This window comes from Bacillus sp. BC08 (assembly GCF_054326875.1).
Genome location: NZ_JBTGPA010000028.1, coordinates 70,558 through 90,494, shown reverse-complemented (window position 1 = coordinate 90,494; position 19,937 = coordinate 70,558). Strand labels below are relative to the sequence as shown.

The window sequence follows — 19,937 nt, the reverse complement described above, 5'->3', positions numbered from 1 at the left end:
TATATAGGAGGGATATAGATGGAAATAGCTGTAGAACGCGTTTTTACCAAGGAGATTTTAAAAAGAGCAGCGAGTTTGTTTCATGTAACTGTGGAAGAAAAGCCACTTGGAGATTTTGAAAATTATATTTTTAAGGCGAAGGGCGATCGTGATGAAGATTACGTATTACGTTTAACCCACTCTTCTCACCGTTCAAAGAAAGAAGTCGAAGCTGAACTAGATTTTTTACGATATGTTGCGGAGAATGGAGCAAAGGTAGCAGGACCTCTGTATTCAACGTCTCAAAATCTTGTAGAAGAAATTGGAGCAGAGGATGGAACTTTCTTTTTCGCTTCCTTATTTACATATGCAAAAGGTGAGCAAGTAAAAGGGGAAGAATCAGCTTATTGGGGAGACGCTTACTTTGAAGCATGGGGAAAAGCGATTGGCCAACTGCATCGTCTAACAATGAACTATCCTAAAACAGACTATCGTGATACGTGGGAAGAAGATGAAAGTGGCATTGTTAATGAATTAGAAGATGATCAAGTGAAAAAGATTGCAGCGGTATTAATGGATGAAATAAAGGCTCTTCCCATTGAAAGAGAAACGTTCGGCCTTATGCACGGTGACATTCATCCAGGTAATTTTCATTATGATGGTAAAGAGCTAACAATCTTTGATTTTGATGATGCGGCTTATAATTACTTTATACACGATTTAGCGATGGTTCTCTATTATTCTGTTCTATTTACACCATGGACAGCGGAGGAAAAGACGACATTCGCTCGTAAACAGTTACAAATGCTAAGAAAAGGATACGAATATGAACACAAGTTGGCGGATAGTTGGTATGAATCGTTACCGCTATTTTTACGCTTACGTGATATAGGTTTATATGGCACGCTTCAAAAGAAGTTTAAAGGGAAAGATATGCCAGATAACTTCCGAGAATTATCAGAAGAGCTGTACGAAAGAATTATAAAAAGAGAAGCAATTGTGAATATATAATACATTTTGTTCAAAACAAAGTATATAAAATAAATATATACTTTGTTTTTTTATACAAAAACATGTTTGTTTTATTAAAATAATATTGTTATAGATTCGGTATACACTTATAATTTTATATATATTCTGAATATTCTTTATAAAAAGGAGGGGGAATGTTGGAATCTATCGTAAATTGGATAAATAATATTGTTTGGAGTCCAGCACTTGTTTATTTATGTTTAGGAGTAGGTTTATATTTTTCCATTCGAACGAAGTTTTTACAAGTAAGGCATGTAGGAGAAATGGTGAAGCTGACATTTAAAGGAGAAAAATCAGAAGCTGGTGTTTCTTCGTTCCAAGCGTTAGCACTTTCGTTATCAGGACGCGTTGGGACAGGGAATATCGCTGGGGTAGCAACAGCGGTTGCCTTCGGTGGACCAGGAGCTGTATTTTGGATGTGGGCAGTAGCCTTTTTAGGAGCAGGATCAGCTTATGTAGAATCAACACTCGCGCAAATATATAAGACGAAACATCAAGGACAGTTTCGTGGTGGACCTGCTTATTACATTGAAAAAGGTTTAGGTGTGAAATGGTATGCATTAGTATTCGTTGCAGCGACAATTCTTGCAACGGGGCTTTTATTGCCAGGTGTGCAAGCAAATAGTATTGCCGTAAGTTTAGAAACAGCTTTTGGAATTAACACTACCGTATCAGGGGCTTTATTAGTTGTTGTATTAGCTATTATCATCTTCGGTGGCGTAAAGCGAATTGTTAACGTGGCACAAGTTGTCGTACCGTTTATGGCAGTTGGTTATATTTTAGTAGCTTGCGTTATTGTTGCTATGAATATTGAAAAGTTGCCAGAAGCATTTATGTTAATTATAAGAAGTGCTTTTGCATTAGAGGCGGCTTTCGGTGGTATTATCGGTTTAGCAATTTCTTGGGGAGTAAAACGTGGTATTTATTCCAATGAAGCAGGGCAAGGAACTGGAGCACATGCTGCAGCAGCAGCTGAAGTATCACATCCAGCTAAACAAGGTTTAGTGCAAGCATTTTCCGTTTACATTGATACATTATTTGTTTGTTCAGCAACAGCATTTATGATGATTATTACAGGCATGTATAACGTATTTGATGCAAGCGGAAAAAACTTTATCGTAAATAAGTTAAATGGTGCACAGCCAGGACCTGGATATACACAGGCAGCAGTAGAATCTGTTTTCCCTGGATTTGGAAACGGTTTCGTTGCCATCTCGTTACTCTTCTTTGCATTTACAACAATTATGGCGTATTACTACATTGCAGAAACGAATATCGCGTACTTAAATCGTGATAAAGATCGTCCTTGGATGTCTATGGTACTAAAGTTTGTATTTTTAGGAGCTGTATTCTACGGCTGTATAAAAACAGCAGCAACGGCTTGGGCTTTAGGTGACATCGGTGTAGGAATTATGGCATGGGTAAATATCATTGCGATTTTACTATTGCAAAAACCTGCATTAGTTGCATTAAAGGATTATGAAAAGCAGAAAAAAGAAGGAAAAGATCCAGTATTTGATCCAGGGCCATTAGGAATTAAAAATGCTGATTTCTGGGAGCATGAATACGGAAAAGATAAGAAAGAAGAAGTATCTTAATAGAATAGAAATGAAAAAGCAAAGGGAAAATCCCTTTGCTTTTTTTATGGGAAAAATGAGGCCGGAAGTTATTTTTTTGCCTATTTTTGAATATAAAAAGAATGTACATGCTTTGTTAAGGGAAGGGGGGAGTATGTTGATAGAGTTTCGTCATGTAAATAAATATTATGGTAATTTTCAAGTTTTAAAAGATATTAATGTGCAAGTGAAAAAAGGTGAAGTGGTAGTAGTTGTTGGGCCGTCCGGATCAGGAAAAAGTACGTTGCTACGGTGTATAAATCAGTTAGAGACAATTACAGATGGAGCGTTAATTGTACAAGGTACGGAAGTACACAATGCAAAAACAGATATGAATGAATTACGCCGAAATATTGGAATGGTTTTTCAACATTTTTATTTATATCCACATAAAACAGTTCTTCAAAATATTACACTAGCACCGATTAAAGTAAATAAAGTTTCAAAAGAAGAAGCTGAGAAAACAGCGATGTTTTATTTAGAGAAGGTAGGAATCCCGGAGAAGGCTAGTGTATACCCGCATCAACTATCTGGAGGACAACAGCAAAGAGTAGCAATTGCTAGGGGGCTCGCAATGCAGCCGGAAATTATGCTATTTGATGAGCCTACGTCTGCTCTTGATCCAGAGATGATCGGGGAAGTACTTGATGTTATGAAGACGCTAGCTAAAGAAGGAATGACGATGGTCGTTGTAACGCATGAAATGGGATTCGCGCGAGAAGTAGCAGATCGGATTTTGTTTATGGATGATGGCCAAATCATTGAAGATACAACACCGGCGCAATTTTTTGCAAGTCCTGAACAAGAAAGAGCTCGTCTATTTTTAAGAAGAGTGTTAAATCATTAAAGGGGGAGTTTTATGCTTAAAATGAAAAAGTTGTTTACGTTAATCGTATTTTCATGTTTATTCGTACTTGTCGTTGCCGGGTGCGGAAGTAAAAAAGATGAGGCAAAAGAAACGAATACGAAGCAAGGCGGGGCTGTTGAGCAAATTAAAAAGCGCGGGAAACTAGTAGTCGGGGTGAAGAATGATACGAACTTATTTGGCTTGAAAAATCCTTCGACAGGACAGGTAGAAGGATTTGATGTTGATATCGCAAAGGCGCTTGCGAAAAAAATTCTTGGAGATGAAAAGAAACTAGAATTAAAAGAAGTAACGTCTAAAACGCGTATTCCACTACTGAAAAATGGTGATATTGATGCAATTATCGCAACAATGACAATTACGGAGGAGCGTAAAAAAGAAGTAGATTTTTCAGATGTATATTTTAAAGCAGGGCAATCGTTACTTGTGAAAAAAGGAGTCGATATTAAAAGTATCGATGATGTGAAAAAGGGTGTGAAAGTGTTAGCTGTAAAAGGTTCAACGTCTACAAATAATATTCGTCAAAAGTCACCGGAAGCGACCGTATTAGAATTTGAAAATTATAGTGAGGCATTTACGGCGTTAAAAGCAGGTAAAGGCGATGTCTTAACGACAGATAATGCAATTCTTTACGGCATGGCAAAACAAGATTCAAATTATGAAGTTGTAGGGAAAATTTTCACAGATGAACCATACGGAATTGCAGTGCAAAAAGGTGCAGGTGATTTAACGAAAGAGATTAATAGCTTGCTAAAAGATATGAAGGCGAACGGGGAGTACGACAAATTGTATGAGAAATGGATTGGGCAAAAACAAGAGAAGTAAAGTGATAGTTTCATTAATGGAGCTTTATTCTCATTGATAAATAGTAAGAGGATGAGGGATGCTCATCCTCTTCTTGTAAAGAAAGAGGGGAGAATATGTGCCTGATTTTTCTATATTGACGAATAACATTGATATGTATTTAGAGGGCTTTAAGTATACAGTTATGTCTAGTGTAATTGCATTAATAGGCAGCTTTATTTTGGGAGTAATTTTTGCTGTAATGCGCATTGCACCTATTCGTATTTTAAATTGGTTGGGAACGGCTTTTGTAGAGTTTGTAAGAAATATTCCACTCGTATTAATTGCATTTATATTTTATTTCGCTTTACCTGTAATAGGAATTACTTTAAATGGTTTTGTAGCAGGGACAGTAACGCTTACCGTATATACGGCAGCGTTTATTGCGGAAGTCATTCGCGCTGGTATTCTATCAGTCGCGAAAGGTCAGATGGAAGCAGCACGTTCTTCAGGATTGACTTATACGCAAGCAATGTACCATGTTGTTTTACCTCAAGCGATGAAAATCGTAATCCCTCCTTTAGGAAATCAATTTCTCAATTTAGTAAAAAACTCTTCCATACTCGGAATTATTGCGGGTACTGATTTAATGTATCATGGAGACTTAATTTCAACGAAGACGTTTGTTACGTTTGACGTCTATATATTTGTCGGGATGTTTTATTTAATATTAACAATTCCGCTCAGTATGCTAGTGCGTTATTTAGAAAAACGCTTAGCAAAGGAGGCGGTGTAAATGGATTTTAAGGGAGCAATTACAGGAGATCATATTCTGTTTTTGTTAAAAGGATTACTTATAACGTTAGAGGTAGCGCTCGTAGCAATTGTACTTAGCTTTATTATTGGTAGTGTAATAGGGATATTGCGCTACATGAAAATACCTGTCGTCTCACAAGTATTAGGAATTATCGTTGAAGTAATTCGAAATTTACCACTACTTTTAATTATATTTTTCACGTATTTTGCACTTCCAGAAGTAGGATTGAAATTAGAGATTATAACAGCTGTAATTGTTGCTTTAACAATATTTGAAGCAGCAATGATATCTGAAATTGTTCGAAGTGGTCTATTATCGATTGAAAAAGGGCAAATTGAGGCCGCAAGATCTTCAGGATTAACGTATGTTCAAGCGCTTTGGCATATTATTTTGCCACAAGCATTGAGGAGAATGGTCCCGCCGCTTGTCAGTCAGTTTATTTCATTGCTGAAAGATACATCATTAGCAGTTGGTATATCACTGCCAGAGCTTATGCATAATGCTCAAATTATTAGCGGGCAGAATGTAAATTATATGATTCCAACGTTTATAGTAGTAGCTTGTATGTACTTTATCGTAAATTATAGTTTATCAATTTTATCGAGAAGATTAGAACTTCGTTAACCTTTACAATATATGTAAAGGTTTTCCCTTGTTTATCCTTATTTTCCTCTAATTAGAATCTAAATCTCGCAATAATTCGATTTTTTACATTGTTTTATCAGAAAAGTTTTAATTTTATATAGAAATTGTAATCGCTTTCGTGTATATTTTTATTATCAGAAAATTTTAACAAGATATAGGGGTATCGGTAGGGGGAGGATTTAGATGCAGCAACCAACGAATGAGAAATTACATCGTACGATGAAGAGTAGACATTTATTTATGATCGCACTAGGTGGGGTAATCGGGACTGGTTTTTTCTTAGGTTCAGGTTACACCATTAATCAGGCTGGACCAGGGGGAGCCATCCTTTCCTATTTAGTGGGCGGATTTATTATGTATTTAACAATGCTTTGTCTTGGAGAGTTAACGGTAGCGATGCCAGTTTCAGGCTCTTTCCAAAAGTATGCGACGAAGTTTATTGGACCAGGAACGGGCTTTATGATCGGCTGGCTATATTGGCTTGGCTGGGCAGTAACAGTAGGACTAGAGTTAACGTCAATCGGTTTAATGATGAAAAGATGGTTTCCGAATGTCGATGTTTGGGTATGGTGTCTCGTATTCGGCGTTATTTTATATGCTTCAAACGCAATTTCAGCGAAAAGTTATGCTGAATTAGAATTTTGGTTCTCTAGTATTAAAGTAGTTACAATTCTTGCATTTGTTGTTCTTGGTGGTAGTGCATTATTAGGGTTTATATCATATGACGGAAAAGAAGCAGCACCTCTTTTCTCTAACTTTGTAAGCGATGGTGGATTATTCCCGAATGGACTAGCTGCTGTATTACTTACAATGATTACAGTTAACTTCTCGTTCCAAGGAACAGAGTTAATCGGGATTGCAGCGGGAGAAAGTGAAAACCCAGAAAAAACAATTCCACGTGCGATTCGTAATACAGTATGGCGCATTATGTTATTCTTCATTTTAACAATGACGATTTTAGTAGGGTTAATTTCTTGGAAAGAAGCTGGCGTAATTGAAAGTCCATTCGTAGTCGTATTTGATAAAATTGGTATTCCATACGCAGCTGATATTATGAACTTCGTTATTATTACAGCGTTACTATCTGTAGCGAATTCAGGATTATATGCGGCAACTCGTATATTATGGTCACTTGCAAATGAAGGAATGGCACCAACATCGTTCCAGAAAGTAAATAAGCGTGGTATTCCAATTACAGCATTAGTTGTAACGATTGCAGTAGCTGGTCTTTCTTTATTCACAAGTTTCCTTGCAGAAGATACAGTATACATGTACTTATTATCTATAGCTGGTTTATCGGCTGTTTCAAGTTGGATCATTATCGCTCTATCTCAACTTCGTTTTAGAAGTCAGTATATAAAAGGCGGAGGAAAGTTAGAGGACTTAAAGTATAGAACACCACTATATCCAATTGTTCCTATTTTAGCTTTAATTACAAATAGTATCGTTGTTATTAGTTTAGCGTTTATTCCAGAGCAAAGAATGGCGTTATACTGTGGTATTCCATTTATCATTTTCTGCTATATATATTATTATATGAGTAAGAAACGGAAGAAACCGATGAAAGTGGAGATGGAAGCGAAGTATGAAAATAAAAATTAAGCATGATGATATACAGGCAGATTTATCGTATGGTCCATTAGCGATTGGAAAAGAAAATGGGTATTCACCGTTACAATTACTCGTTTCTTCTATCGCAGGATGTAGTGCAATTGTCTTTCGAACAATTTTAGAAAAGAAACGTATTACATACGATACGTTTACAATTGAGACTGAAATTGGTAGAAGTGAAGCTTTATCAAAACCAGTTGAAAGTGTTCATTTGCACTATAAAATTAAAGCGCAAAACATTACAGAAGAGCAATTGGACAAGGCGCTGCAACTTGCAGTAAAAAATTGCACGATTGTTCAATCGGTAAAAGATAGTATAAAAGTTACGGAAACAATTGAACTAATAAAGTGAAACATAAAAACGTGAGAATACGGCTCTCACGTTTTTATGTTTTTAACAGAGGGGGGAAATATGATGGAATGTTTAGGGTGTAAATTAGCAAACGAAGAGGAAAACATATATAAAGTGTATGAAGATGACTATGTAACATGTTTTTTAGATCATGAACCTTTCTATCCAGGACATACTTTAATTGTGCCGAAGCAACATGTTGTAGAAGTGGACGAATTAGATGATGTTGTAGCGAAATCAATTATGGATACTTCTAAGCTGATTGCAAAAGCGATTAAAACATTATATAAACCAGATGGAATTACAGTTTGTCAAAATGGTGGAATCTTTAATGAGTTAACGCATTACCATATGCATGTCGTACCGAGATATAAAGAGCGCTCGTTTGCTGAGTTTTATACGGTACAACTAGGAGAAAAGAAGAATCATAACTTGGAAGAGACAAAGCATTTGTTACAAGAAGCGATAGAGCGAATATTGCTTACTAAAAAGGCGTAAGAGTGATGATCTTAAAGGAGCAGTCAGCAAAATTCTAATAAACAAAAGCCCAATTTCTCAGTTAAAATAGAGAAATTGGGCTTTTGTTTATTCTATTGTTAAATTTTAACTATAAAAAGATAATGTAGTGTCACAAAGTATATTGCTCATTCGTTATATAGAGTGAGAGGAGGAATTATATGAAAGTTACAAACAATGATTATGAAAAGATGGAAGGGCTATACGAGTTGTACGAACAAAAAATTTATTATGTAGCTTATTCTATTTTAAATAATATTCAGCAAGCAGAAGATGCAGTTCAAGAGACGTTTATTACTCTTTATAAGAACTTGGAAAAGCTCCATAACTTGAGCACTGAAGAGCTTAAACGTTACATTTTGAGGGTCGCGAAAAACAAGGCGATTGATAGTTACCGGAAAAATAAACGACATGAAACATTTTTAGAAGAATATGAAAGAGAATCAGTAGAGGCAGTAGATGAAAATATTGAAGAGTGGGAAAAACGTAAAATGTCTGAGCTTCAAATTGATGCATTGCTAAAAGAGTTCAACGAATCTAACAGACAGGTGTTTAAATACAAAGTCTTTTATAACTTAACGTATCAAGAAATTTCAAGTGTTATGGGGATAACGGAGGTCAATGTCCGCAAGCAGTTTGAACGCACTCGAAAACGAGTCCAAAATATGATAGGAGGTATACAACATGACGAATTCAAAGAACTGCAAAGAAATGTATGACCTTGCTGAAAAAATTGCTTTAGATGATTTTGATAAACTCGAAGAACAACATGAATTTTCACATACATATACGCGCAAAAAGAAATTGTTTATGGAGGAAATGAAGCTGAAAGATGGACAACCGCAGAAAAAGCGTAAAAAACATCGTATGTTAATCGCTGCTGCTTGCTTATTGATTGGTATGCCGACAACCGTTTTTGGTGCAGTGAAAGTTTATAATATGATTGTTCAAAAACAAAATTACGAAGTAAATGTTTCGGTAACAAATAAGGATCCGAAAAAGAGTAATAAGTGGTATAAGTTGAAAGTCGATAAATTACCAGAAAATATGGAAGCAATCGATGACACTGCTATGAAATATTCATTTAAAGATAACGACGCAAATGGAGGCTTTTCATTTAGTCTTTGGAGAGTAGGGGGAAATGCGGACTTTCAAACTTTATATTCAAAAAGCTACGAAGAAAAAGAGATAGGTGGCAAGAAAGCAGTAATTGTTCATAAAGAAACTGGAAATAATAATATAATGTTTGATAGGAAGGTCTTTCTCTTTTTTGAGAAAGAAGGGATTATGTTAGAAAGTTTTATTGGATCAGATATAAATGAAGAACAAATGATAGATGTGTTAGGGAATATTTCACTGGATCCTACTTCAAAAGAAAAGGCATCACATATAGCAGATTATGATAAAAAGTATTTTAGCCAAGCAGATGAACCTAAAAAACCTAAAGTGATTCCTTTGAAAAAAGATAGTAAACGACTATTTCATATAGGGCAAAAGGTTCCAGTAACGATATCTATGGATAACAGCAAAATTGAATATGTGATAGAAAAAGTTGAAGTTTTTGATTCGATTAAAGATTTTAAACAAGAGAACTTTAATGAACTTGGCCTAGGGATATTAAGCAAGAAGAAGGCTTTAGATCAGACAGGAAAATTGCTATCGTACAGACGGGATGTATATAAATTAGGGAATGGTAAAGATTCAATTGATACATTAGTAGATTCGAAATTCGTTAATGTTAAATTTGTCTACTTAACAACAACAGTGAAAAACATTGGTAAACAGGCGACGGAAGAAATCTATATGCATCCATCCATAAAACAGCTTAAATTTGAAGAGAATGCATGGAACTACGCTAAAGAAGAGGGAATGGACGCAACTCGTATTATGACGGGTGAAGTTGATTATTTAGAACCTCACGGAGATGGAAAAAGCTTTTATAATATTGGCAGTATCCGACCAGGAGAAACGGTAAAAGTTAATTTAGGTTATTTTGTAGATGAAGATAAATTAGATTCAATCTTTTTGGATGCTTTCAATTACAGAGGGATTGGTGACACTGAAAATATGAATTCGAAAAATCGTTGGTGGTTTGATATTCGTCAATAATAAAACAATAGGAACAACAGGACGAAGAAGCTGCTTATATTTAGCAGCTTTTTCAGTCTTCATACATATGTAAAACTTCTTTTGCACGCATACGTAAACCATCTATCAATTCTTTCGGTTCTAAAACTCGTGCATCTTTTCCAAGTCTATAAAATAAAGGGGTAATAAAGTTAATTTCACCTTTATCAATTGTTGAATGTATATATCCTGTTCCGTCTTCGTTTACTACCACGAATTCTTCAAGGTAAGGAACGCTTTTGCATTGGCGCACACCTTCTGCTGTTAATGAGACATGTAACTGGGTAGGAATGTGTACTATGTTAGAGCTCGAGTCGAACCATTCTTCTAAATTCATGAACGTCTCTTCATTTTCTTCTGTTGATAATATAGAAAAAATACGATCAACGCGATACAGTAATACTTTTTTTCTGCTGAAGTCATAGGATGGTAAGTACCATAGCCCATCATGAGCATATACACCGATAGGATGAACATGTTTTGTTTTTATCCCCGATTTAGATTCGTATTGAAAGTGTAAATTTTTATTTTCAATAGCCGCGGTTAGCACTTCGTTTAAAAGAGGTGTATCAATTGTTCTCTTTGGATTCCAAAAAGCAATATAAGAGCGTATTTTATCAACTTTCGCTTTCGCATCATGTTGTAGAGAGCTATACAGTTTATGCGTAACGGAATTGATTTCTGTATTAAAAGGCAAGTCTCTGTAGTAGCTTAAAGACTGAAAAGCAAAAAAGATGGAGACTGCTTCTTCTTCCGTAAATAAAATAGGGGGAATGACTTTATTCGTTAATACTTTATATCCTCCGTTACGACCTTGTTCAGCGTAAATAGGTAATCCCATATCACTTAAATCTAAAATGTATCTATGGACAGTACGAACGGAAATATTAAATTCATCAGCTATTTCTTGAGCTGTAAATGTCTTTTTGGCAGAAGCAAATATAAGAATATCTAATAAGCGTTTAGCTTTTGACAAATGTATCACCTTTTTCTTTTTAACATGACATAAAGTGTCATGTTTTATTGTTAGTATATTGTTTACATCATAATGTTATCAAGATGAAACACAAGGAGGAAAAGAGATGTCACGTGAAATTGTTTTATTTATAGCCGCTAGTTTGGATGGATATATTGCGAAAGAAAATGATGATTTAGAGTGGTTAATGGAAACGGAAGGAGAGGGAGATAACGGTTATACAGAAATGTATGAAACAATTGATACAATAATCATGGGAAAAAGAACGTACGATTATGTAGTAGAGCATATAGAACCATTCCCGTATTTAGATAAAAAATGTTATGTTTTTTCTAACTCAGAAAAAGGTTCAAACGAACACGTGGAGTTTGTAAATGAAGATATAGTAGAGTTTACAAAAAGGTTAAAAGCAAAAGAAGGATCTAAAATATGGATGGTCGGTGGAGGAAGTCTACTAAGAGAATTCTTTAAGAATAATTTAATTGATGAATATGTTGTTACAATTACACCGCATATATTAGGCTCTGGAGTTCCATTATTTCAAGACAAGAATCCAGAAATTAATTTAACTTTAACCGATACGAAACGTTTTGGGCAATTTGTAAATTTATATTATAAAGTGAAACTTTAATCAGTGGGGGTTTTCTTCATCCTCACTGATTATCAGCCCTCGCCAATCGGACTTTTAGGGGCAGTTGATTCCCCACCTAAATTCTTTGCTTTCGCTGAATTTTGAGGTGGGGGTCTTACTGCCCATTAAAGCGGGATAAAGTAAAATGATAAAGAAACACGACTACTGATGATAGTCGTGTTTTTGTATAGATGGCAATGAAATAATAAAGCAAGATCCGTGATTGAATTCGCTTGTTACAGTAATATTCCCGCCGTGTAGCTCTACAATTTCTTTCACGATAGATAGCCCTAAACCAGTTCCGCCTGTAGCTCGTGATCTTGCTTTATCAACTCGATAAAAGCGGTCGAAAATGTGAGGGAGGTCTTCAGGCGGAATACCTTCGCCTTCATCTTCAATTGTAATGGAAATATGTTTATGTTCTTCTGTAACAGAAATGTTTATATGAGAATGCTCTTTTGAATGTCTATAAGCGTTATTTAAAACGTTCACTATAACTTGTTCAAATCGCTTCTCATCTAAGCTTACTACCAGTGTAGGAGGACAAGAGAAAGTAACTTTAATGTATTTTTCTTTATATATGGCATTTACTTTTTCGGTTATACGAGTCAGGAAGGTGTGTAAATGTACTTCCTTTACTTGAATAGAAAAGTTATGTTGTTCCATTTGTGCAAGTGAAAATAAATCTTGAACCAAGTTCGTAATATAATCAGACTCATCTTTTATAATAGATAAATATCGCAAACGTTGCTCAGGAGATGTGCTTTCTTTTAAAGCGATATCAGCGTAACCTCTTACGTATGTTAACGGTGTTCGTAATTCGTGAGCAACGCTTGCTAGAAATTCACTTCGCTCTGTTTTCATATAATGTAAATCATTTGCAAGCGTTTGAATAGACGATGCTAGTTCACCAATTTCGTCATTTCGAGTAGTCGTTAACGAAACGGATAAATCGCCTTTACTCATTTTTTCAGTGGCATGTTTCATGTGTAACAATGGTTTTGTTAACAACCTTGATAATAGAAAGATGGTGATGACTGTTAATAGAAACGTAATGACTCCGGCAATAATGAATTGTTTTGTTAGCCCGTTAACCATTTCCTCGATTGATTCTGTTCCGAGAAACATATATACATAGCCTTCCGTTTTTCCAGCCACTACAATGGGGCTAACTGTACATATATAATTAGATGTTTTCCAATGATTCTCTATAATTGCTCCGTCATGATCTGTCCGTGTTTGCATCTTTTCAATATGCTTTTTTATAGTAGTATTTATTTCATTGGATTTAGCTAACACATCCTTATTTGCATCTGTAATAACAACAGTGGTTTCAGCTTCGGATTCCATTAGTGCAACATGGGAGATTGTTTGCTTATCAAAATACTTTTCAAGGACATCTCTGTGACTATTTCCGCGCTTTAATAAACCGGTCATTTCTTCATTTACTCTATTGTTGACAAGGCTATAATAAAGCAAGACAAATAGAACACTTTCTATTAAAAGTGTAACAATTAAAAAATAAAATCCGAGTTGAATAGAAATGCGCTTCATCGTTTTGCTCCTTACTCTAGAGTATCAACCCATCGATACCCGACTCCGTAAACAGTTTTTAAATGGTAATCAATAGGGAAATTTACTTTTCGTAATTTATCACGCAAATTACGAATATGTGAATCGACTGTTCTATCTTCTGTATTTGTATTTAGTCCCCAAATTCGTTCAATGAGCTGATCACGGCTTAATACGTAGTTCACATGACGTAAAAATAATCCGAGTAAAGAGAATTCGATTGGAGTGAGAAGAAGCTCTTCATTATCGACAGAGATGAAATGCCTTGCCTCATCCCATAAAATACCATGATATTGGATTTGTGCGTGTTGATTCGTTCGCCTTAAAACGGCTTCAATTCTTGCGAAAAGTTCTTCTTCATGGAAAGGTTTCGTTACGTAATCATCCGCTCCAAGTTTTAACCCTTGGATGACATCTACTGTTTGATCACGGGCCGTTACCATAATAATAGGAACGTTACTAAATGATCGAATTCTTTTGCACGTTTCCCACCCATCCATCTTTGGCATCATAATATCGAGTAAAACAAATTTGAAGTTTCGATTTTCTATATGTGAAATAGCTTCTTCCCCGGATACTGCACATACGCAGTTGTATCCGATTGGAGTAAGATAAAGCGTTAATAATTCAAGCATTCTCGGCTCATCATCTACGAGTAGTATATCGACCATAGAGTACCTCCGCATTTGTAGTTATTACTTAAATTGTAAGTCAAAATCATGAAGAAATGGTGCAGATTATCATGCATCTGCATAATTTCTTCAGAATTGCTTGTTATTGTAAAGTTGAAATTCCATTTTAGGTAATGACATTGGCTCGAAAACGATTTATACGGAGGCGGTATAGTGAAAAAGATGACCCGAATTTTTGGGATAACAATAATTACAGCAGTTGGTCTTGCTGCATGTGGACAAACAAACACGGATCATAAAAATCATGAATCTAAAGAAGAGAAAAAAACAGAGCAAAAGGAAATGAAAATGAATCAGGAGGTAACTGCGCCGAAAGAAATGAACGAAGGTGCATCGAATGATTTATTAACGACAAGTTTAAAAAATGTAACGAGATTAAACACAAATGATTCTCTGCAAATGGCAGTACTAACTTCGCAAACGATATGGCCAGCAACGCATAAAGAGAATCAGCCAGGCGCTATTATTTTAGTACCAATAGACGAGTGGCAATTAGGTATTGCGAGTGCGGATCTTATTCATCATCCGAATAACGGGCCGATTTTATTTATAGAAAAAGAAAAGGTACCCGAAATGACATTAAAAGAAATACAACGATTAAATCCGCTCGGAACGAAAGATGGAACACAAATTATGGTGATGGGGGATGTAGGTGCATCTATCCTTGAGCAATTAAAAGATTATAAAGTAAAGCAAATAAAAGAAACGGATCCAGCTACATTCGCTAAAGATGTGGATAAAGAATATGCCGATATAACAGGAAGCTACCCGAATAGTATTATTATCGGTTCGTCTGAAGAAGAAGGGCGTTTATACACAACACCAGCTGTGAACTGGATTTCTCATATGCCAGAACCGCTTTTATATACAGAGAAAGATAAGGTGCCAGAAGCGACGATAGAGGCATTAAAGATGAGAAAAGATAAAGCGAATATATATTTACTAGGACCAGAAAAAATCATTTCAAAAGCAGCAGAAAAAGAGTTAAGTAAATACGGGAAAGTAACGCGTATTAGTGGTGAGACTCCAACAGAAAATTCAGTTGCATTTGCGAAGTTTAAAGATGAAAAAACGAAATTTGGGTGGGGGTTCACAAAACCAGGTCACGGCTTATCATTTGTTTCAAGCAAAACACCAGACTTAGCAGTCGCAGGAGCACCATTTTCACATATGGGTAAACACGCACCTGTTGTATTGTTAGAAGAAGGTAAAGCTTCACAACCAGTGTATGACTTCCTTGCTACTATTCAGCCGAAATTTAAAGATGACCCAACGCTTGGACCGTATAATCACGGTTTCTTATTAGGAAGTACGAGTGATATTTCATTTGAAACACAAGGTATATTGGATGAGAGGTTAGAGATTGTACAAGAAAGTGGTCAAGGGCACGGTGGACATTAATGAAATGAGAGAAGACGCTATGAAGGTAGCGTCTTTTTTTAGGAAACTTTTACATAGCGCAAAATCCTCTACTCGTTATATAATAGCCTTCGTGCAGTCGGCTTAGATTTTCTTATGGAGAAAATCAAATGAGAAAAGAGTAGAGGAGTGGTATTTTGTTTCAAACGATAAAAAATGACTGGTTCTCCAACGTGAAAGGAGATGTGCTATCAGGAATTGTCGTTGCTTTAGCGTTAATTCCTGAAGCAATTGCTTTCTCTGTTATTGCAGGCGTGGATCCGACCGTTGGGTTATATGCAGCCTTTTGTATTGCAGTCACCATTTCATTTGTTGGCGGAAGAACTGGGATGATTTCAGCTGCAACAGGTGCAATGGCATTGTTAATGGTGACGCTCGTGAAAGATCACGGTTTGCAATATTTATTTGCCACGACAATATTAACGGGGATTGTTCAAATTATTTTTGGTGTGTTCAAACTGAGCTCATTTATGAAGTTTGTTCCGAAATCTGTTATGAGTGGTTTTTTAAATTCACTTGGAATTTTAGTTTTTACAGCGCAATTGCCACATTTTAAAAATGCCGCTTGGCAAATGTATGCACTTGTCGCATTAGGACTTGTAATTATATATGTATTCCCACGTATTACGACGGCTGTACCGTCTACACTTATTTCTATTATTATTGTGACAAGTATTGCACTTATGAGCGGATTACAGTTGAAAACAGTAGGAGATATGGGAAGCTTGCCGAAAGAATTACCGTTCTTTAGCATTCCTGACGTGCCTTTTACACTTGAGACATTAGGAATTATTTTACCGTACGCAGTTATGCTTGCAATTATCGGTTTACTAGAGTCATTATTAACAGCTTCAGTTTTAGATGATATGACGCATACGGAAAGTAATAAACATAAGGAAGCACGTGGGCAAGGTATTGCAAATATTGTCGCTGGTTTATTCGGAGGAATGGCAGGATGTGCAATGATTGGACAATCTGTTATTAATATTAAATCAGGTGGACGAGGTCGTTTATCAACCTTTGTAGCGGGCGGATTTTTAATCGTATTACTATTTGTTTTAGGTGACTATGTCGTTCATATTCCGATGGCAGCGTTAGTTGCAGTTATGATTATGGTTTCAATCGGAACATTTGATTGGAACTCTGTAACAACGATTCATAAAGTACCAAAAGGAAACGCATTAGTTATGATCGTAACAGTTGTGATTGTCTTAATTACACATAATTTAGCATTAGGTGTAATTATCGGAACAGTAATTAGTGCGGTTTTATTTGCATTCAATATGGCAAAGATTCACGTGAAACATTTATATATTGAAAATAAGAAAATATACGAAATTCACGGTCAACTGTTCTTTGCATCTACAGCAGACTTTATAAATAACTTTGCATTCAATGAAGATGTAAAAGAAATTGAGTTGAATTTTACCCACGCACACGTATGGGACGATTCAGCAGTAGCCGCAATTGATAAAGTTATCATGAAGTATGAACAAAGTGGCATGAAAGTAAGTATAACGGGATTAAATGAACGAAGCTCGAAGATCATTTCAAATTTAGCTACTTATAATAAAAGAATTGCTAGTTAGAAGCCTCCTTTTTAGGAGGCTTTAATATATAATACGAGTAGGATAACGAAAAGGGGATTCAGCATATGTACAAACAAATTATATTAGCATGTGACGGTTCTGAACATGCACTTCGAGCAGCGGAACATGCAACATATATTGCGAAATGTAGTGAAGAAACAAATGTTGAAGTTGTGTACGTAGTAGATAATAGAACGGCAAAATCAGATATTATACAAGGCCAAACAGATTTAGAAACAATATCGGCTAGTCGAAAAGATAAATTAAAAGAGATTGAAGGTTTATTAAAGAAAAAGAACATTTCTTATACAATTACGATATTACATGGTGATCCAGGAGATACGATTGTTCAATATGTAAATACAGGAGATATAGATCTTGTTATAGCTGGAAGTAGAGGATTAAATACACTGCAAGAGATGGTGCTTGGTAGTGTCAGTCATAAAATAGCAAAACGAGTGAAATGCCCGGTGATGATTATAAAATAAATTGAGTGAGATATTCTGTAGTGTAAGCAAGACCTTGATATAATGCAAGGTCTTTTTTTACGTATAAAGAGGGGGAGTACGGGCATACTAGATATATAAGTTTAAAGGAAAATTGTTAACTTACAAATTTGTAAGTTAGTTGTTAGTGAAATCGATGTTATGAAAATTATTCCATTGGTAAAATAAACATATCGAAGGGGAGAGAGGGAGGATGAAAAAGATGAAAGTATTTCAAAATTTATCATATAGCCAAGGTGTCGGTCTTATTTGTTTAGGGGGATTTGCTGCATCTGTTACGTTAGCTGTTGTAATAAAGATGATTCATCAAATTTTTTAATCTTAGAGTCGGGAAGGAATTGATTGTTATTAATAGTAAGAGAAGGATGGTAAATAAAAAATAGCTCCTAGCATGTATGTAGATGCTAGGAGCTATTTTCTTATTTCTCTGTTTCTGCTTTATCGCTTGTTACGCTAACGTTACCCCATTTATATTGATCTTCTGGTGTATATTTATAATCTTTTACGCGGTTATTTACACCTTTTAAGTCAAATTTATAATGAAGTGGAATTAATGGTACTTCATCATGAACTAATTTTTGCCATTTGTCGTATACATCTTTACGGTATTTTTCATCAGCAGCTTTTGGAGAAATACCTTGTTTTAATAATTCTGTGTTTTTGTCAGTAGCCCAACGTGAGTAATTGAACGCTGCGTTTTTAGCCCAAATACCAGAAGGGTCTGGATCAGATGCAGTTCCCCAAGCTGCCGCGAAAAGGTCAACTTTTGGATCATCTTTTTTAATCATATCGTAGAATGAGTTGAATTCATGCAAGCGACCATCAAGAAGCTCTACTTTTAGACCGATGTCTTTCCAAGATTGAATAAAGAATTTTGCAAGAGGTTCACTTACATCGCTACCACTCATTGATAAGAAATTAGCTTTAAATTCTTTACCATTCGGATCTTCGCGGAATCCATCCCCGTTCGTATCTTTATAGCCAGCTTCATCTAATAACTTTTTAGCTTTCTCTACATCTTTATCATAGGCACCAATTTTATTGTTATGATATTTTGGTAGAGATGGTGGGATTGGTGAGTTAGCCGGATAACGTAGGCCGTGATATAATTTTTCGCCAATTTCTTTTCGGTCAATAGCATACGCCATCGCTTGACGTACACGAACATCTTTAAATTTCTCCTTATCCATCACTACTTCTTCTTTTTCTTTATCCATATGGCCTAATTTAAAGCCGATATAACTATAGTATAAATCGGTTTTACCGACTAATTGTGCATTTTTTAATTTACTTACATTTGGATATTGATCTGCACTTACTTCAGCAATGTCAATATCGCCATTTTTTAAGGACGCGTTAACAACGGAAGGGTTAACAACTTTTAAAACCATGCTTTTCAGCTTTGGTTTTCCGCCATAATAGTCATCAAAACGTTCAAATTCAACGGATTCTCCAGGAGTAATTTTCTTCACTTTAAAAGGTCCGAAACCAATTGGGTTTTTACGGATTTTATCAGATTCTGCTAATTTATCGATCGGTACATCTCCTAAATATTTCTTATGAAGAGGGTATGCCCAAAGCCCAGTTTTCACTGAAGGATTCGGTTCTTTAAATGTAATTGAAATTGTTTTCGGATCCGTTACCTTTATACCTGAAATTTTTTCAGCTTTTCCATTGTGGTAATCTTCCATACCTTCAATCATTTGCATTTGAGAGTCATAGCGAGAACCAGCATATTGTTTGCTACCAATCACTAGATAAGAGTATTCTAAATCCTCAGCAGTAACAGGGTTTCCATCATGCCATTTTACATTATCTTTGATTTTTAGTGTAATTGTCTTTTTATCTTCAGAAATTTCATATGTAGCAGCGCCATCATTCGTGTATTCCCAGTTTTCGTCATTTGATAATAAAGATTCATCGAAAATTGTAATGACTTGGTTATCAGGATCTCCTTCATATACAGCGAAATTTAAAAGTCCTTCAAATGGTGTGTTAGAAACAAGACCATATGTTAATGAACCATCTTTAACTTCTTTTTTATCATTTTTAACAGATGCACTAAATTTATTTGTATCTACTTTTTTTGTGCTGCTCGTTTTTTCACTACCACCACTACCACTGCCCCCACATGCTGAAAGTAGTAATGTTGAAACTGCAAGTGTACTTAATACTTTGAAAAACTTTGGCTTATTTGTCATTTCCTCCA

Annotated in this window: 20 protein-coding genes; 16 read left to right on the top strand and 4 right to left on the bottom strand. The window is 35.5% G+C overall.

The genetic code is table 11. The features are described 5' to 3' along the window. Positions 1 to 18 precede the first annotated feature (18 nt). The 11 genes from ACXVYO_RS09120 to ACXVYO_RS09070 all read left to right on the top strand — a co-directional run bounded on the left by ACXVYO_RS09120 (position 19) and on the right by ACXVYO_RS09070 (position 10,325). Entirely contained in the window at positions 19 to 990 is a 972-nt protein-coding gene (locus ACXVYO_RS09120) for a phosphotransferase enzyme family protein (protein ID WP_458466776.1), read from the top strand. A gap of 158 nt (positions 991 to 1,148) precedes the next feature. Further along, positions 1,149 to 2,609 (top strand): alanine/glycine:cation symporter family protein, encoded by a 1,461-nt coding sequence (locus ACXVYO_RS09115; protein WP_458466775.1) that lies wholly within the window; start codon positions 1,149 to 1,151, stop codon positions 2,607 to 2,609. Beyond that, the gene (locus tag ACXVYO_RS09110; protein ID WP_458466774.1) at positions 2,554 to 3,474 is read left to right on the top strand and encodes an amino acid ABC transporter ATP-binding protein; all 921 of its coding nucleotides are present in this window, start codon (positions 2,554 to 2,556) and stop codon (positions 3,472 to 3,474) included. Before ACXVYO_RS09115 ends, ACXVYO_RS09110 begins: the two co-directional genes overlap by 56 nt. 12 nt (positions 3,475 to 3,486) lie before the next feature. Continuing rightward, positions 3,487 to 4,317 carry a glutamine ABC transporter substrate-binding protein GlnH gene (gene glnH / locus ACXVYO_RS09105; protein WP_458466773.1) on the top strand — a complete coding sequence of 277 codons (831 nt, stop codon included), beginning with the start codon at positions 3,487 to 3,489 and terminating at the stop codon, positions 4,315 to 4,317. A 97-nt stretch (positions 4,318 to 4,414) separates the two neighbouring features. Continuing rightward, positions 4,415 to 5,071, top strand: a complete 657-nt coding sequence (locus tag ACXVYO_RS09100; RefSeq protein WP_458466772.1) for an amino acid ABC transporter permease — start codon at positions 4,415 to 4,417, stop codon at positions 5,069 to 5,071. Next, complete coding sequence (locus ACXVYO_RS09095) at positions 5,072 to 5,716, top strand: amino acid ABC transporter permease (protein WP_000345976.1); 645 nt, start codon at positions 5,072 to 5,074, stop codon at positions 5,714 to 5,716. Between the two features lie 204 nt (positions 5,717 to 5,920). Next, positions 5,921 to 7,339 carry an amino acid permease gene (locus ACXVYO_RS09090; protein ID WP_458466771.1) on the top strand — a complete coding sequence of 473 codons (1,419 nt, stop codon included), beginning with the start codon at positions 5,921 to 5,923 and terminating at the stop codon, positions 7,337 to 7,339. Then, positions 7,323 to 7,700, top strand: a complete 378-nt coding sequence (locus ACXVYO_RS09085) for an OsmC family protein (RefSeq protein ID WP_306008056.1) — start codon at positions 7,323 to 7,325, stop codon at positions 7,698 to 7,700. Before ACXVYO_RS09090 ends, ACXVYO_RS09085 begins: the two co-directional genes overlap by 17 nt. A 63-nt stretch (positions 7,701 to 7,763) precedes the next feature. After that, a complete protein-coding gene (locus tag ACXVYO_RS09080; RefSeq protein ID WP_458466838.1) occupies positions 7,764 to 8,198 on the top strand; it encodes an HIT family protein in 435 nt (144 codons plus the stop codon). A 179-nt stretch (positions 8,199 to 8,377) separates the two neighbouring features. Continuing rightward, a complete protein-coding gene (locus ACXVYO_RS09075; protein WP_458466770.1) occupies positions 8,378 to 8,935 on the top strand; it encodes an RNA polymerase sigma factor in 558 nt (185 codons plus the stop codon). Further along, the gene (locus tag ACXVYO_RS09070; protein ID WP_458466769.1) at positions 8,901 to 10,325 is read left to right on the top strand and encodes a DUF4367 domain-containing protein; all 1,425 of its coding nucleotides are present in this window, start codon (positions 8,901 to 8,903) and stop codon (positions 10,323 to 10,325) included. Before ACXVYO_RS09075 ends, ACXVYO_RS09070 begins: the two co-directional genes overlap by 35 nt. Positions 10,326 to 10,377: 52 nt before the next feature. Here the strand turns inward: ACXVYO_RS09070 and ACXVYO_RS09065 are convergent, their stop codons facing one another. Then, the gene (locus tag ACXVYO_RS09065) at positions 10,378 to 11,328 is read right to left on the bottom strand and encodes a helix-turn-helix transcriptional regulator (RefSeq protein ID WP_458466768.1); all 951 of its coding nucleotides are present in this window, start codon (positions 11,326 to 11,328) and stop codon (positions 10,378 to 10,380) included. Positions 11,329 to 11,425: 97 nt separating this feature from the next. Between ACXVYO_RS09065 and ACXVYO_RS09060 the strand changes: the two genes are divergently transcribed. After that, entirely contained in the window at positions 11,426 to 11,950 is a 525-nt protein-coding gene (locus ACXVYO_RS09060) for a dihydrofolate reductase family protein (RefSeq protein ID WP_458466767.1), read from the top strand. 162 nt (positions 11,951 to 12,112) lie between these two features. Here the strand turns inward: ACXVYO_RS09060 and ACXVYO_RS09055 are convergent, their stop codons facing one another. Both ACXVYO_RS09055 and ACXVYO_RS09050 read right to left on the bottom strand, forming a co-directional pair. Further along, a complete protein-coding gene (locus tag ACXVYO_RS09055; protein WP_458466766.1) occupies positions 12,113 to 13,504 on the bottom strand; it encodes a HAMP domain-containing sensor histidine kinase in 1,392 nt (463 codons plus the stop codon). Positions 13,505 to 13,515: 11 nt separating this feature from the next. Then, on the bottom strand, positions 13,516 to 14,193 hold the full coding sequence (locus tag ACXVYO_RS09050; RefSeq protein ID WP_458466765.1) for a response regulator transcription factor: 678 nt from the start codon (positions 14,191 to 14,193) through the stop codon (positions 13,516 to 13,518). Positions 14,194 to 14,367: 174 nt separating this feature from the next. On the opposite strand from ACXVYO_RS09050, the gene ACXVYO_RS09045 reads away from it, so the two are divergent. The 4 genes from ACXVYO_RS09045 to ACXVYO_RS09030 all read left to right on the top strand — a co-directional run bounded on the left by ACXVYO_RS09045 (position 14,368) and on the right by ACXVYO_RS09030 (position 18,047). Next, the gene (locus ACXVYO_RS09045; protein WP_458466764.1) at positions 14,368 to 15,615 is read left to right on the top strand and encodes a cell wall-binding repeat-containing protein; all 1,248 of its coding nucleotides are present in this window, start codon (positions 14,368 to 14,370) and stop codon (positions 15,613 to 15,615) included. Positions 15,616 to 15,770: 155 nt separating this feature from the next. Continuing rightward, positions 15,771 to 17,222, top strand: a complete 1,452-nt coding sequence (locus tag ACXVYO_RS09040) for a SulP family inorganic anion transporter (RefSeq protein ID WP_458466763.1) — start codon at positions 15,771 to 15,773, stop codon at positions 17,220 to 17,222. Positions 17,223 to 17,287: 65 nt separating this feature from the next. Continuing rightward, positions 17,288 to 17,710, top strand: a complete 423-nt coding sequence (locus ACXVYO_RS09035) for a universal stress protein (protein ID WP_458466762.1) — start codon at positions 17,288 to 17,290, stop codon at positions 17,708 to 17,710. Between the two features lie 211 nt (positions 17,711 to 17,921). Beyond that, positions 17,922 to 18,047 (top strand): DUF4027 family protein, encoded by a 126-nt coding sequence (locus tag ACXVYO_RS09030; RefSeq protein ID WP_458466761.1) that lies wholly within the window; start codon positions 17,922 to 17,924, stop codon positions 18,045 to 18,047. Positions 18,048 to 18,147: 100 nt separating this feature from the next. On the opposite strand, the gene opp4A is transcribed toward ACXVYO_RS09030, so the two are convergent. Continuing rightward, positions 18,148 to 19,929 carry an oligopeptide ABC transporter substrate-binding protein gene (opp4A, locus tag ACXVYO_RS09025; protein WP_458466760.1) on the bottom strand — a complete coding sequence of 594 codons (1,782 nt, stop codon included), beginning with the start codon at positions 19,927 to 19,929 and terminating at the stop codon, positions 18,148 to 18,150. Positions 19,930 to 19,937: the final 8 nt, after the last annotated feature.

What these genes read in the sequence shown, in the direction of transcription:
- opp4A (WP_458466760.1), bottom strand. Translation starts at nt 19,929, where the DNA reads ATGACAAATAAGCCAAAGTTTTTCAAAGTATTAAGTACACTTGCAGTT.
- ACXVYO_RS09060 (WP_458466767.1), top strand. Translation starts at nt 11,426, where the DNA reads ATGTCACGTGAAATTGTTTTATTTATAGCCGCTAGTTTGGATGGATAT.
- ACXVYO_RS09090 (WP_458466771.1), top strand. Translation starts at nt 5,921, where the DNA reads ATGCAGCAACCAACGAATGAGAAATTACATCGTACGATGAAGAGTAGA.
- ACXVYO_RS09075 (WP_458466770.1), top strand. Translation starts at nt 8,378, where the DNA reads ATGAAAGTTACAAACAATGATTATGAAAAGATGGAAGGGCTATACGAG.
- ACXVYO_RS09030 (WP_458466761.1), top strand. Translation starts at nt 17,922, where the DNA reads ATGAAAAAGATGAAAGTATTTCAAAATTTATCATATAGCCAAGGTGTC.
- ACXVYO_RS09095 (WP_000345976.1), top strand. Translation starts at nt 5,072, where the DNA reads ATGGATTTTAAGGGAGCAATTACAGGAGATCATATTCTGTTTTTGTTA.
- ACXVYO_RS09070 (WP_458466769.1), top strand. Translation starts at nt 8,901, where the DNA reads ATGACGAATTCAAAGAACTGCAAAGAAATGTATGACCTTGCTGAAAAA.
- ACXVYO_RS09050 (WP_458466765.1), bottom strand. Translation starts at nt 14,193, where the DNA reads ATGGTCGATATACTACTCGTAGATGATGAGCCGAGAATGCTTGAATTA.
- ACXVYO_RS09080 (WP_458466838.1), top strand. Translation starts at nt 7,764, where the DNA reads ATGGAATGTTTAGGGTGTAAATTAGCAAACGAAGAGGAAAACATATAT.
- ACXVYO_RS09055 (WP_458466766.1), bottom strand. Translation starts at nt 13,504, where the DNA reads ATGAAGCGCATTTCTATTCAACTCGGATTTTATTTTTTAATTGTTACA.
- ACXVYO_RS09085 (WP_306008056.1), top strand. Translation starts at nt 7,323, where the DNA reads ATGAAAATAAAAATTAAGCATGATGATATACAGGCAGATTTATCGTAT.
- ACXVYO_RS09035 (WP_458466762.1), top strand. Translation starts at nt 17,288, where the DNA reads ATGTACAAACAAATTATATTAGCATGTGACGGTTCTGAACATGCACTT.
- ACXVYO_RS09120 (WP_458466776.1), top strand. Translation starts at nt 19, where the DNA reads ATGGAAATAGCTGTAGAACGCGTTTTTACCAAGGAGATTTTAAAAAGA.
- ACXVYO_RS09110 (WP_458466774.1), top strand. Translation starts at nt 2,554, where the DNA reads ATGCTGATTTCTGGGAGCATGAATACGGAAAAGATAAGAAAGAAGAAG.
- glnH (WP_458466773.1), top strand. Translation starts at nt 3,487, where the DNA reads ATGCTTAAAATGAAAAAGTTGTTTACGTTAATCGTATTTTCATGTTTA.